The organism is Pseudomonas sp. DC3200b2 (assembly GCF_049895785.1).
In the GTDB taxonomy this organism is placed as follows: Bacteria; Pseudomonadota; Gammaproteobacteria; order Pseudomonadales; family Pseudomonadaceae; genus Aquipseudomonas; species Aquipseudomonas massiliensis.
Genome location: NZ_JAFCTA010000005.1, coordinates 34,734 through 47,505 on the forward strand (window position 1 = coordinate 34,734; position 12,772 = coordinate 47,505).

Below are 12,772 nucleotides of genomic sequence, written 5' to 3' on the forward strand. Positions count from 1 at the left end.
GTCGCATCACCAGATTTTCCGTGCAAAGGAAGTGTGCATGACGCGTGCGTGGGGGAGGGGAGTCGCCTGGACGTTCCTGGCGTTGCTGTACGGCTGCGGCGAAAAACCCGCCTTGCAACCCGAGCGGCCTCGAGTGATGGTGCAGACCGTGCAGAGCGTGCCGTTCGCGCCCAAGGTCGAAGTCACCGGCGACATCCAGGCCAGGGTGCAGACGCAGCTGTCGTTCCGCGTCTCTGGCAAGATCATCCAGCGTATGGTGGATGTCGGCGACCGTGTCAGCCCACGTCAGGTACTGGCCCGGCTGGACCCGAAGGACCTGCAAACCAGTGTGGATTCAGCCACGGCCGCGGTCGCCGCTGAGCAGGCGCGTGTCACCCAGGCCAGCCTGGCCTTCGAACGCCAGGCCAAGCTCCTGCCCAAGGGCTATACCAGCCGCAGCGAATACGATTCCGCCCAGGCTGCGCTGAAAAGCAGCCAGAGCGCGCTGGCCGCCGCCCGCGCTGAGCTGGCCAATGCCCGGGAGCAACTGAGCTACACCGACCTGATCGCCGATGCGCCCGGCGTGATCACGGCGCGACAGGCAGAGGTCGGGCAGGTCGTCCAGGCGACCCAGCCCATGTTCAGCCTCGCCCGGGACGGCGAACGCGATGCGGTGTTCAACGTGTATGAGTCGCTGTTCCTCAACCCTGCGGGCGATGCGCCCATCACGGTGCGCTTGCTGGAAGACCCCAGCGTGACCGTGGAAGGCCGCGTGCGGGAAGTCACCCCAACGGTATCGGCGCAAACCGGCACGCTGCAGGTGAAGGTAGCGCTGGCGGCGCTTCCCCCGCGCATGCGCCTGGGCTCCGTGGTCAGCGGCGCCTTGGCGGCCCCGGCCCAGCCAGCGGTAGAGCTGCCATGGTCGGCCTTGACCAAGGATCTGCACGACCCGGCCGTGTGGCGGTTGGATGGTGACAAGGTCACGCTGCACAAGGTCACTGTTGGCCGCTACCTGACCGGCAAGGTGGTGATCACTGAAGGCCTGGCGCCTGGCGACCGTGTCGTGGTGGCAGGCGGGCAATTGCTGCATCCGGACATGCAGGTGGAAGTCGCCCAGGAGGCCAAGCCATGAAACCCTGGTTCCTGCTGCCTTTGCTGATGCTGGCCGGTTGCGGCGAAGATCCGCCCCCGAAGGAGCCGATCAGGCCGGTACTGTCGGCGGTCGTGGTCGCCGTCGACCAGCAAGCCTTGGGTCGCTTCGCCGGCAATATCGAGCCGCGCTATCAAAGCACCCTGGGGTTTCGCGTGCCTGGCCGTATCGCTCGTCGGCTGGTGGACGTGGGCGATGAGGTCAAGCGAGGCGACCTGCTTGCCGTGCTCGACCCCACCGACCAGCAGAACCAGTTGCGCTCCCGTGAGGGCGACCTGAGCCGGGTCGAGGCCCAGTGGATCAATGCCCAGGCCAACAGCCGACGGCAGCAAGAGCTGTTCGATCGGGGCGTGGGCTCGGCCGCGTTGCTGGACCGGGCCACCGCGGACCTGAAAACCACCGCCGCGTCCCTGGAGCAAGCCAAGGCCGCCGTAAGCCAGGCCCGTGACCAGCTAGGCTACAGCGAGCTGCGCGCGGACCATGATGCCGTGGTCACTGCCTTGAGCGCCGAGGCCGGGCAAGTGGTGGCGGCTGGCCAGGAAGTGGTGACCCTCGCCCGGCCCGATGTGAAGGAAGCGGTGATCGACCTGCCCATGAGCCTGGCCGAGCAGCTCTCCCCGGACGCGGACTTTCAGGTGCAGGCTCAACTGGACCCTACCGTGACCACCCATGCCAGGCTGCGGGAGGTCGAGCCCCAGGCCAACAGCGCCACTCGTACCCGCCAGGTACGTCTCAGCCTGGTGGACACTCCCGCAGGCCTACGCCTGGGCACTGCGATCAGCGTGACCCTCAGCCGCCAGGTTCAGCCCCGTAGCGCCCTGCCTGTGCAAGCCTTGCAAGAAGTCGACGGGCAAACCCGGGTGTGGGTTATCGATGAACAGGCCCGCAGTGTGTCGCCCCGCCCGGTCACCGTACTGGAGCGGCAAGGCGATACCGCCATCGTGGACACCAGCGTGCGCCCGGGTGAGCGAGTGGCCATCGCCGGGCTCAACAGCCTCAAGCCGGGGCAAGCGATCAAGACCGACCAAGGAAAGGCCCAATGAGCGGCAGCAAGTTCAACCTCTCGGACTGGGCGCTACGGCATCAGTCTTTCGTGTGGTACCTGATGTTCGTGGCCCTGCTGATGGGCGTGTTTTCCTATATGAAGCTGGGCCGTGAGGAAGACCCGGCGTTCACCATCAAGACCATGGTCATTCAGACCCGCTGGCCGGGCGCGACCCAGGACGAAACCCTCAAGCAGGTCACCGACCGGATCGAGAAGAAACTCGAAGAGCTGGATTCGCTGGATTACACCAAGAGCTATACCCGACCAGGCGAGTCGACGGTATTCGTGTACCTGCGCGACACCACCAAGGCCGGGGCGATACCTCACATCTGGTATGAAGTGCGCAAGAAGATCGACGATATTCGCGGGGAATTTCCCCAAGGCTTGCAGGGGCCGGCCTTCAACGATGAGTTCGGCGACGTGTTCGGCTCTATCTACGCCTTTACGGCAGATGGCCTGAGCATGCGCCAGCTGCGTGACTATGTGGAGCAAGTGCGCGCGGGTATCCGCCAGGTGGAAAACCTGGGCAAGGTGGAGATGATCGGTGAACAGGACGAAGTCATCTACCTGAATTTTTCCACGCGTCAGCTCGCTGCCCTGGGGCTGGACCAGCGACAGGTGGTGCAGGCGCTACAGGCGCAGAATGCGGTGACCCCCGCGGGGACCATAGAGGCCGGTCCCGAGCGTATTTCCGTGCGCACCACCGGGCAATTCCGGTCCGAGGCTGACCTGCGCGAGCTCAACCTGCGGGTCAACGACCGCTTCTATCGCTTGGCCGACGTAGCGCAGATCAGCCGCGGCTACGCCGAGCCGCCCGCGCCCATGTTCCGCTACAACGGGCAGCCGGCCATTGGCCTGGCCGTCGCCATGCGTGATGGCGGCAATATCCAGGCATTCGGCAAGGCCCTGCACGCGCGCATGAGCGAGCTCACCGCCGAGTTGCCGGTCGGGGTGGGCGTGCACTCGGTATCGGACCAGGCGGCCGTGGTGGAAAAGGCTGTCGGCGGCTTTACCAGCGCCTTGTTCGAGGCGGTAGTGATCGTGATGGTGGTCAGCTTCGTCAGCCTGGGTATCCGCGCCGGGCTGGTGGTGGCCTGCTCGATCCCGCTGGTGCTGGCCATGGTGTTCGTGTTCATGGAGTACAGCGGCATCACCATGCAGCGCATTTCCCTAGGCGCCCTGATCATTGCCCTGGGACTGTTGGTAGACGACGCCATGATCACGGTAGAGATGATGGTCACGCGGCTGGAGCTTGGCGACAGCCGAGAGAAAGCCGCGACCTTTGCCTATACCTCCACCGCTTTTCCCATGCTCACCGGCACGCTGGTCACCGTGGCCGGCTTCACGCCCATCGGGCTCAATGCCAGCTCTGCGGGTGAATACACCTTCACGCTGTTCGCGGTGATCGCCATTGCCATGTTGGTATCCTGGGTGGTGGCGGTGTTCTTCGCGCCTGTGATCGGCGTGCATATTCTCAGTGAGAAAGTCGCCAAGAAGCACTCGGACGAACCCGGGCGCATCGGACGGATGTTCAACAACGCCTTGTTGAGCTGCATGCGCCACCGTTGGTTGACCATCATCGGCACCCTGGCGATCTTTGCCCTGGCGCTGTTCTGCATGCGCTTCGTCCAGAATCAGTTCTTCCCCTCGTCAGACCGGCCAGAGCTGCTGGTGGACCTGAACCTGCCACAGAACGCATCCATCCATGAGGCCGCGCGAGCGGTGGACAAGCTCGAGGCCATGATCAAGGACGACCCGGACATTCTGCGCTGGAGTACCTATATCGGTGAGGGGGCGATTCGTTTCTATCTACCACTGGACCAGCAGCTGCAGAACCCTTACTACGCTCAGCTGGTGATCGTGAGCAAGGGGCTGGAAGAGCGTGAAGCCCTGGCGGAGCGGCTGCGGCAGAAACTGCGTCAGGACTTCGTAGGCATCGGCACCTACGTGCAACCACTGGAGATGGGGCCGCCGGTAGGTCGGCCGCTACAGTACCGGGTCAGCGGCCGCGACCTCGACGAAGTGCGCAAGCATGCCATCGATCTGGCCACGCTGCTGGACCAGAACCCCCATGTGGGGGACATGATTTTCGACTGGAGCGAACCGGGCAAGGTGCTGCGCATCGATATCGCCCAGGACCGCGCCCGCCAGTTGGGGCTCTCCTCCGAGGACGTGGCCAAGCTGATGAATACCATCGTCAGCGGGGCGCCCATCACCCAGGTCAACGATGACATCTATCTGGTGAACGTGGTCGGTCGCGCCGAGGATGCGGAGCGGGACTCGCCGGAAACCCTGCAGAACCTGCAGATCGTGACCCCGAATGGGGTGTCCATCCCACTGCGGGCATTCGCCACGGTCCGCTATGAGCTGGAGCAGCCGCTGGTCTGGCGGCGGGACCGCTTGCCCACCGTAACCTTGAAGGCGGCGGTGCGCGACAAGATCCAGCCCACCGACTTGGTCACTCAGCTCAAGGCCGACGTGGATCGCTTCGCCGCCGAACTGCCCCAGGGCTACACGGTGACCACCGGCGGCACCGTGGAGGAAAGCGGCAAGGCCCAGGGGCCGATCGCCCAGGTGGTGCCTTTGATGATCTTCCTGATGGCCACCTTCCTGATGATCCAGCTGCACAGCGTGCAGAAGATGTTCCTGGTCGCCAGCGTGGCGCCCCTGGGGCTGATCGGGGTGGTGATTGCCCTGGTGCCCACGGGTACGCCGCTAGGCTTCGTGGCTATTCTCGGGGTGCTGGCGCTGATCGGCATCATCATCCGCAACTCGGTGATCCTGGTGACCCAGATCGACATTTTCGAGCGCGACGGCTACAAGCCTTGGGACGCCGTGGTGGAGGCAACCCAGCACCGGCGCCGGCCGATTCTGCTGACCGCGGCCGCGGCCAGCCTGGGCATGATCCCCATCGCCCGGGAAGTGTTCTGGGGGCCCATGGCCTACGCCATGATTGGCGGCATCATCAGCGCGACCCTGCTCACGCTGTTGTTCCTGCCAGCGCTTTATGTGGCCTGGTATCGCATAAAAGAGCATTGAAATTCAGCGGGTGGGCGTCAGCGCAGCTGACGAATTGTGCTCGATCAGAAAGCCTTTTCGCTAGCTGGCGCTAGCGCCCACCGTGATCACTCGCTGTCCAATGAACGAGGGGTTCAGTTCACTGGTTGTTCAGCTGACGAACTTGCCGAGGAACTGCCGGGTGCGCTCATGCTGAGGCGCGGCGAACAAGGCCTTCGGGTCTCCCTGTTCGATGATCTTGCCCTTGTCGAAGAAGATCACCCGGTTGGCCACATCCCGGGCGAAGCTCATTTCATGGGTGACGATCACCATGGTGCGCTTCTCCTCGGCCAGGCCGCGAATGGTCGCTAGTACCTCGCCCACCAGTTCCGGGTCCAAGGCCGAGGTGGGTTCATCGAACAGAATCACCTCCGGGGCCATGGCCAGGGCACGGGCAATGGCGACCCGTTGCTGCTGCCCGCCAGAGAGCCGGCGGGGATAAGCGTCTTCCTTGCCGGCCAACCCTACCTTGGCCAGCAGGGTACGGCCCAGGTCCTGAGCCTCGGCCAAGGGCATCTTCTTCACCACCACAGGGCCTTCAATGACGTTCTCAAGGGCAGTGCGGTGAGGGAAGAGGTTGAAGTTCTGGAAAACGAAGCCCACCTGCTGACGCAGCCGGCGCACCTGCGCCTGCTGCCGGGCAATGGGCTGGCTGGCATCGATCCGCACGTCGCCCACCTGGATATGCCCGGCTGTCGGAGTTTCAAGCAGGTTCAGGCAGCGCAGGAAGGTGGTCTTGCCCGAGCCGCTCGGCCCAATGATGGCAACGACTTCGCCTTCTTTTACCGTCAGGTCAAGCTCGTCGAGCACAGTGGTGTCTTTGAAACGCTTGGTGAGATGTTCCACCACAATCATGGCTTAGCGCTCCAGGTCATGGCGATTGACGCGTCGTTCCAGGCGATGCTGGAAGTGCGCGAGGACACTGGCCAATACCCAGTAGATAAGGGCCGCGCTCAGGTACATGGCGAAGATTTCGAAGGTGCGCGCGGTGACTAGTTGCGCCTGGCGGAACAGCTCCGGCACCTGGATCGTCGCGGCCAGGGCCGTGTCCTTGACCAGGGAAATGAAACTGTTACCCAATGGCGGCAGCGCGGTGCGCGCTGCCTGGGGAAGTATGGTCCGGCGCAGGGTTTGCCAGCGGGTCATGCCAATGCTGGCGGCGGCTTCCCACTGGCCGCGATCGATCGAGGCAATCGCGGCCCGCAGGATTTCACAGGCATAGGCCGCCATGTTCAAGGAAAAGCCGATCAACGCCGCCGTGAGAGGACTGAGTTCGATACCCACCGACGGCAGGCCGTAGTAGATCAGGAACAGCTGCACCAGCAGGGGCGTGCCGCGGAAGAACGACACATAGATTCCGGCCAGGCCACGCAGTGGCCGCAGCCGGGACAGGCGCATCAAAGCCAGGGCGAAACCCAGCAGCAGCCCGAAGAACATGCCGCCCAGGCTCAGCACCACGGTGAACCAAGCGCCTTGGAGCAGGAAGGGCAGCGACTCCAGGGCGACGCGCAGGCTTTCCTGGTTCATTGGGTCACGTCAGCGCCGAACCACTTCTGGGACAACTGAGCCAGGGTACCGTCCTGGCGCAGCTTGACCAGGGCGTCGTCGATGGCCTTGAGCAGTTCCGGCTCGCCCTTGCGCACGGCCACGCCGGCTTCCTGGCGAGAGAAGGCTTCGCCGGCGACGGCCAGGCGGTCGTTGGTCTTTTTCACAGTATCCAGGGCGGCGAGGCGGTCCACCAGGATAGCATCGATACGCTTGTTCATCAGGTCCTGGAACTTGGTAGGGTCGTCCTCGTAGGTGCGCACATCAGCCTGAGGTACGTTTTGCTTCACCCACTGTTCGTAGTTGGTACCCAGGCCGACGCCGACTTTCTTGCCTGCCAGGTCTGCCGGCTTGGCGATGGTCGACGCATTGGCCTTCAGGGTCAGGGCCTGGATGCCGGACACGGTATAAGGCACGGAAAAGTCGTACTTTTTCTTGCGCTCGTCAGAGATGGTCACCTGGTTGATGACCACGTCCAGGCGCTTGGATTCCAGCGCCGCCAGGATACCGTCCCACTTGGTCGGCTGCAGCTCGGCCTTCACGCCCAGCTCCTTGGCCAGGGCCTGGGCCAGCTCTACCTCGAAGCCGGTCAGCTTGCCGCTGTCATCCACGTAGCTGAAGGGTGGGTAGGTGCCTTCCAGGCCTACCTTCAGGACCTTGCTGTCCTGGATCTGTTGCAACTGCTGGCCCGCCTGGGCCTGGCTGCCCATGGCAGTGGCCAGGGCGATGGCGGTGAAGGCAAAGTAGCGACGCAGAGCGTTCAAGCGCATGGCAATATCCTTTGGGCTAAGGTCAGGCAGACCAGGCATCGGTATAGGCAAAGAGGGCAGGCGCCCCGCCGGTATGGAGAAACAGCAGGGGGCCATCGTCGAAGCGTTGGCGACCCACGCCGTCGAGCAGCGCCGCCATGGCCTTGGCGGTATAGACAGGGTCGAGCAGGATTCCTTCCTGGGCGGCCAGCAGTTTGATCGCCGCCAGGCCTCCAGCGTTCGGTTCACCGTAACGAGGACCGTAGTACTCGTCCCAGAGATGAATGCGCAGACTTTCAGGCAACGGGACGTCCAGCAACGCAGCCGTGGCCTCGGCCAGTTGTCGTACCTTGGGGCGCTGCTGGTCTTCGTCGCGGGAGACGGTTACCCCGATCACCGGCAGTTCCGGCAACTGTTGGCTCAAGCCAAGGGCCAGCCCGGCGTGGGTGCCGGCGCTGCCGCTGGCCAGCACCACGGCGGCGAAGTCCACGCCGCTGGCCTGGATCTGCTCAGCCAGCTCCAGGCCGGCTCGCACGTAGCCAAGCGCGCCTATTGGGCTGGAGCCACCAATAGGCACGATATAAGGCCGCTTGCCCGCCGTGCGCAACCGGGCCGCCAGAGCTTCGAGGGCCGCCGGGGCGTTGTCCAGATTCTCGACCAGCTCTACCCGCGCATCGAACAGGTCTAGCAGCAGGCGATTGCCATTGCCCAGGTAATCCGGCGCCGTGGTACCTGTGGGGTTTTCCAGCAAGGCGAAGCAGGACAGGCCAAGCCGTGCCGCCAGGGCGGCGGTTTGCCGTACATGGTTGCTCTGGATGGCGCCGGCGGTGACCAGGGTATCGGCCCCTTGCGCCAGGGCGTCGGCGGCCAGGTATTCAAGCTTGCGCAGCTTGTTGCCGCCCAGCGCCAGGGGCGTCAGGTCGTCCCGCTTGACATGGATGTCTCGCCCCAGCCAGGCGGAAAGCCGGCCCAGCCTTTCCAGCGGCGTTGCGGTTTGCATCAGGTCCAGGCGGGGGAAGCGGGCAAGCTGGGTGGAGATCATGGGGTGTCCAATAGGAGGCCGACCAGCGACTATAGGCATGCGTCGCGGCCCAGGCAATACGCTTGTCGGGCAAGTATGAGCACGCCGATACATATTCCCCGACGCTTGCGCGAGCGGAAAACTGGTTATTTTTTCAATGCCATGATTTCCCGTACAGTAGGCGCCGGAACGGCGCGCACGCCGTCGCCCCAACGCAGGAGAAGGTACCGTGAGCGAGACTGGGCAACGCCGCAGCCATAACGGCGGCCACTGGCAACTGAAAGGCATCGTGGAAGAACTACGGGGCGCGCGCGAACAATGGCGCCGCCAGAATGGCCGCAGTTGTGGTTCCACCGGCGGGCGGGACCTGCCTTCCCGGGAAGCAGTGGCCACGGTGCTGGAGCAGCTGTGCGGCGCGCTCTTCCCGATGCGCCTGGGCCCGGTGGACCTGCGCGAGGAGAGCGAAGATTTCTACGTCGGCCATACCTTGGACGCAGCCCTGAACGGGCTGTTGGCCCAGGCGCGCCTCGAATTGCGCTACGCCGGCCGTCATGGCCCGTGCAACATCGAGGAGCTGGACGCCACCGCGCTTCGCCTGATCCAAGGGTTCGCCACCGCCTTGCCGGGCATCCGGCGCCTGCTCGATACTGATGTGCTGGCGGCCTACCAGGGCGACCCGGCCGCCCGCAGCGTGGACGAGGTGTTGCTGTGCTATCCCGGGGTACTGGCAATCATCCACCACCGGCTGGCCCATCATCTGTACCGCGCGGGTCTTCCCTTGCTGGCGCGCATCGCTGCGGAACTGGCCCATTCCAGTACCGGCATCGACATCCACCCCGGCGCCCAGATCGGCCCCAGCTTCTTCATCGACCACGGTACCGGCGTGGTCATCGGGGAAACCTGCATCATCGGCGAGCGGGTGCGGATCTACCAGGCCGTTACCCTCGGGGCCAAGCGGTTCCCGGCCACCGAGGACGGTTCGCTGCAGAAAGGCCTGCCGCGTCATCCCATCGTGGAAGACGACGTGGTGATCTACGCCGGGGCGACCATCCTGGGCCGGATCACCATCGGCCAGGGCTCCACCATCGGCGGTAACGTCTGGCTCACCCGCAGCGTGCCGCCGGGCAGCAACCTGACCCAGGCGAGCCTGCAACAGGACGAAAGCGGCGTTCGATAGAGGCCGCGAAGCGCTGCAAGCCCTGGTGGGAGGCAGCGCAGCTGCCGAACAGATGTTGCAAGCATCTGCTCCCCAGCTGGCGCTGGATCCCACGGGACACAGACAACCTCATGAGGAAGACCTGTGGCGGTGACCCGGTTTGGTCTTGGGCGGGAATCATGTTTTAATTGAACGCCCGTTCAATTAAAACATGTTCGCACGCTGCGTTCATCTGGAGGCCCGTCCTGCCCGTGACCAGTCATTCCGCACCTGTCCGCATGAACCCGCCGGTGTTTGCCTTCGCCGCTGGCGCTATCCTTCTCTTCGCCGCCGTTGTGCTGGCTTTCCCCACCGCTGCCGGCGCCTGGTTGCTCAGGGCCCAGGCTTGGGCCTCCAATACCGTCGGCTGGTATTACCTGCTGGCCATGAGCCTTTACCTGGTTTTCGTAGTGGTCACGGCGCTCTCTGGCTACGGCCGTATCAAGCTGGGCGCGGACCATGATGAGCCGGAGTTCAGTTATCTTTCGTGGGCCGGCATGCTCTTCGCTGCCGGCATCAGCATCACGCTGTTCTTCTTCTGTGTCTCGGAGCCGCTGACCCATTTCACCCATCCGCCCCAGGGCGAGGCTGGCAACGAGGCCGCGGCTCGCCAGGCCATGCAGCTGCTGTTCCTGCATTGGGGCTTGCACGGTTGGGGCGTCTTCGCGTTCGTGGGCATGGCGCTGGGTTATTTCGCCTACCGGCATAACCTGCCGCTGGCGTTGCGCTCGGCCCTTTACCCGCTGATTGGCAAGCGGATCAACGGCCCTATCGGCTATGCCGTGGATGGTTTCGGGATCATCGCCACTGTGTTCGGGCTGGGGGCTGACATGGGCTTTGGGGTGCTGCACCTCAACGCCGGGCTGGATCAACTGTTCGCAATGCCCCATAACCAATGGGTGCAGTTGGGGCTGATCGCCCTCATGATGGGTGCCGCCATCCTGGTGGCCGTCTCCGGCGTGGACAAGGGCGTGCGGGTCATGTCGGACCTGAACATGCTTCTGGCCTGCGCCTTGCTGCTGTTCGTACTCTTCGCCGGGCCGACCCAGCACCTGCTCAATACCCTGGTGCAGAACGTAGGCGATTACCTCTCGGTGTTGCCGGCCAAGAGCTTCGACCTCTATGCCTATGGCAAGGTCGGCGGCTGGCTAGGTGATTGGACCGTGTTCTACTGGGCCTGGTGGATCGCCTGGGCGCCCTTCGTCGGGTTGTTCATCGCACGCATTTCCCGCGGGCGAACCATCCGCGAATTCGTGTTCGGCGTGCTATTCATTCCCCTGGGGTTCACCCTGGCCTGGATGTCCATATTCGCCAACAGTGCGCTGGATCTGCAGCTTCACGGCGTGCTGGATTTGGCCACTTCGGCCATTGCCGATCCGTCACGCACGCTCTACCTGATGTTGCAGCAATATCCCTGGAGCCGCACGGTCATCGCGGTCACGGTGTTCGTCAGCTTCGTATTCTTCGTCACCTCCGCGGACTCGGGTACCGTGGTGCTGTCCACCTTGTCTGCCAAGGGCGGCGGGCCGGACGAAGACGGCCCCAAGTGGCTGCGTGTGTTCTGGGGTACCGCCACGGCCCTCGTCACCGGTGGCCTGTTGTTCGCCGGCAGTATCGATTCGCTCAAGTCGGCGGTGGTGCTGACCTCCCTGCCGTTCTCCCTGATCCTCTTGCTGATGATGTGGGGCCTGCACAAGGCGTTCTACATGGAGTCTCAGCGGCAGATCGCCCAGCTTTATTCCTTGGCGCCCAGCACGTCTGCGCGTCGTGGCAAGGGGCGTGGCGGCTGGCGTCAACGCCTGAGCCAAGCCGTGCATTTCCCCTCGCGGGATGAGGTGTATCGCTTCATGGAAGGGTCCATTCGCCCAGCGATGCAGGAGGTATGCGCCGAGTTCGTGGGCAAGGGCCTCACTGCGCGGGTCGAGGAAAATACCGGTCACGACGCTGAAAGCCTGATCGTGACCCACGGCGAGGAACGGCCCTTCATTTACCAGGTGCGCATGCGTGGGTACTTCACGCCATCGTTCGCTCGGGGCGGGATGGGCAACAAGGAGCTCAAGAACCGCCGCTACTATCGAGCCGAGGTCCACCTGGCCGAGGGCAGCCAGGACTATGATCTGGTCGGCTACAACAAGGAGCAGATCATCACCGACATCCTGGATCAGTACGAACGGCACATGCAGTTCCTGCATCTGGTTCGCTAGAGGGAGGCAGCGGCCGCCGCCGCGTACAACGGTGGCCCGCTGCCCAGGCGCTGGCTAAACGATCCCGCCGTTGGCGCGCAGCACCTGGCCGTTGATCCAGGCGCCTTCGGGCCCTACCAGGAAGGCTACTATGCCAGCGATATCCTCCGGCTCACCCAGCCGCTCGAGAGGCGGGCGCTTGGCCAGTTGCTGGATCAGCTCCTCGGTCTTGCCCTCGAAGAACAGCTCAGTGGCGACCGGGCCGGGGGCAACGGCATTGACGGTAATATCGCGGCCACGCAGCTCCTGGGCGAATACCTTGGTCAATGACTCCACCGCCGCCTTGCTGGCAATGTACAGGGAGTAATTGGGCAGGTTCATGCCCACCGTGCTGCTGGAAAGATTCACGATGCGCCCGCCGTCATTCAAGCGCCGAGCCGCCTCGCGCAGTGTATTGAAGGTACCGCGGGTATTGATATTGAAGGTATGGTCGAACAGCTCGTCGCTGCTGTCTGCCAAGGGCACCATCTTCAAGACGCCGGCATTGTTGACCAGCACGTCGATCTTGCCGAACGCGGCTTCGGCCTCATCGAACAGGCGGCGTACATCGCCGCTGTCGGCCACGTTCGCCTTGATCGCCACGGCGCGCCCGCCTTCTTCGTTGATGCGCGCCACCAGTTCATCGGCATCCTTGGCGCTATGGGCATAGTTGATGACCACAGCGAAGCCATCGTCCACCAGGCGCAACGCCAGGGCGGCACCAATGCCACGAGAGGCGCCCGTGATCAGGGCTGTTTTCTGGGTAGCGGTAACCATGAAGAGCTCCTCGGATGAAAGTTACAAAACCC

The 12,772-nt window shown here is 63.9% G+C and carries 10 protein-coding genes; 5 read left to right on the plus strand and 5 right to left on the minus strand.

Features of this window, described 5'->3' with window-relative positions:
• Positions 1-37: 37 nt before the first annotated feature.
• Genes ACP691_RS15425 through ACP691_RS15435 form a run of 3 tightly spaced genes read left to right on the plus strand, consistent with a single transcriptional unit; the run spans position 38 to position 5,213 of the window.
• Positions 38-1,111, plus strand: a complete 1,074-nt coding sequence (locus ACP691_RS15425; RefSeq protein ID WP_426151757.1) for an efflux RND transporter periplasmic adaptor subunit — start codon at positions 38-40, stop codon at positions 1,109-1,111.
• Positions 1,108-2,172, plus strand: a complete 1,065-nt coding sequence (locus tag ACP691_RS15430; protein WP_426151755.1) for an efflux RND transporter periplasmic adaptor subunit — start codon at positions 1,108-1,110, stop codon at positions 2,170-2,172. The genes ACP691_RS15425 and ACP691_RS15430 overlap by 4 nt, the downstream gene beginning before the upstream one ends.
• A complete protein-coding gene (locus ACP691_RS15435; RefSeq protein WP_426151753.1) occupies positions 2,169-5,213 on the plus strand; it encodes an efflux RND transporter permease subunit in 3,045 nt (1,014 codons plus the stop codon). Before ACP691_RS15430 ends, ACP691_RS15435 begins: the two co-directional genes overlap by 4 nt.
• 129 nt (positions 5,214-5,342) lie before the next feature.
• Here the strand turns inward: ACP691_RS15435 and tcyN are convergent, their stop codons facing one another.
• Genes tcyN through ACP691_RS15455 form a run of 4 tightly spaced genes read right to left on the minus strand, consistent with a single transcriptional unit; the run spans position 5,343 to position 8,567 of the window.
• On the minus strand, positions 5,343-6,086 hold the full coding sequence (gene tcyN / locus ACP691_RS15440; RefSeq protein WP_426151751.1) for an L-cystine ABC transporter ATP-binding protein TcyN: 744 nt from the start codon (positions 6,084-6,086) through the stop codon (positions 5,343-5,345).
• Positions 6,087-6,089: 3 nt separating this feature from the next.
• Entirely contained in the window at positions 6,090-6,758 is a 669-nt protein-coding gene (gene tcyL / locus ACP691_RS15445) for a cystine ABC transporter permease (RefSeq protein ID WP_426151749.1), read from the minus strand.
• Positions 6,755-7,546 (minus strand): cystine ABC transporter substrate-binding protein, encoded by a 792-nt coding sequence (gene tcyJ, locus ACP691_RS15450; protein ID WP_426151747.1) that lies wholly within the window; start codon positions 7,544-7,546, stop codon positions 6,755-6,757. The genes tcyL and tcyJ overlap by 4 nt, the downstream gene beginning before the upstream one ends.
• A 22-nt stretch (positions 7,547-7,568) precedes the next feature.
• Positions 7,569-8,567, minus strand: a complete 999-nt coding sequence (locus tag ACP691_RS15455; protein ID WP_426151745.1) for a D-cysteine desulfhydrase — start codon at positions 8,565-8,567, stop codon at positions 7,569-7,571.
• Positions 8,568-8,775: 208 nt separating this feature from the next.
• Between ACP691_RS15455 and epsC the strand changes: the two genes are divergently transcribed.
• Positions 8,776-9,723 (plus strand): serine O-acetyltransferase EpsC, encoded by a 948-nt coding sequence (gene epsC, locus ACP691_RS15460; RefSeq protein WP_426151743.1) that lies wholly within the window; start codon positions 8,776-8,778, stop codon positions 9,721-9,723.
• 257 nt (positions 9,724-9,980) lie between these two features.
• Positions 9,981-11,945, plus strand: coding sequence for a choline transporter BetT (betT, locus tag ACP691_RS15465; protein WP_426151818.1), 1,965 nt, complete (start codon positions 9,981-9,983; stop codon positions 11,943-11,945).
• Between the two features lie 54 nt (positions 11,946-11,999).
• Here the strand turns inward: betT and ACP691_RS15470 are convergent, their stop codons facing one another.
• Complete coding sequence (locus ACP691_RS15470) at positions 12,000-12,740, minus strand: SDR family oxidoreductase (protein WP_426151741.1); 741 nt, start codon at positions 12,738-12,740, stop codon at positions 12,000-12,002.
• Positions 12,741-12,772: the final 32 nt, after the last annotated feature.

Coding starts and splice junctions, on each gene's coding strand:
- tcyJ (WP_426151747.1), bottom strand. CDS start 7,546: ATGCGCTTGAACGCTCTGCGTCGCTACTTTGCCTTCACCGCCATCGCC.
- tcyN (WP_426151751.1), bottom strand. CDS start 6,086: ATGATTGTGGTGGAACATCTCACCAAGCGTTTCAAAGACACCACTGTG.
- betT (WP_426151818.1), top strand. CDS start 9,981: ATGAACCCGCCGGTGTTTGCCTTCGCCGCTGGCGCTATCCTTCTCTTC.
- ACP691_RS15455 (WP_426151745.1), bottom strand. CDS start 8,567: ATGATCTCCACCCAGCTTGCCCGCTTCCCCCGCCTGGACCTGATGCAA.
- ACP691_RS15425 (WP_426151757.1), top strand. CDS start 38: ATGACGCGTGCGTGGGGGAGGGGAGTCGCCTGGACGTTCCTGGCGTTG.
- ACP691_RS15470 (WP_426151741.1), bottom strand. CDS start 12,740: ATGGTTACCGCTACCCAGAAAACAGCCCTGATCACGGGCGCCTCTCGT.
- ACP691_RS15430 (WP_426151755.1), top strand. CDS start 1,108: ATGAAACCCTGGTTCCTGCTGCCTTTGCTGATGCTGGCCGGTTGCGGC.
- tcyL (WP_426151749.1), bottom strand. CDS start 6,758: ATGAACCAGGAAAGCCTGCGCGTCGCCCTGGAGTCGCTGCCCTTCCTG.
- ACP691_RS15435 (WP_426151753.1), top strand. CDS start 2,169: ATGAGCGGCAGCAAGTTCAACCTCTCGGACTGGGCGCTACGGCATCAG.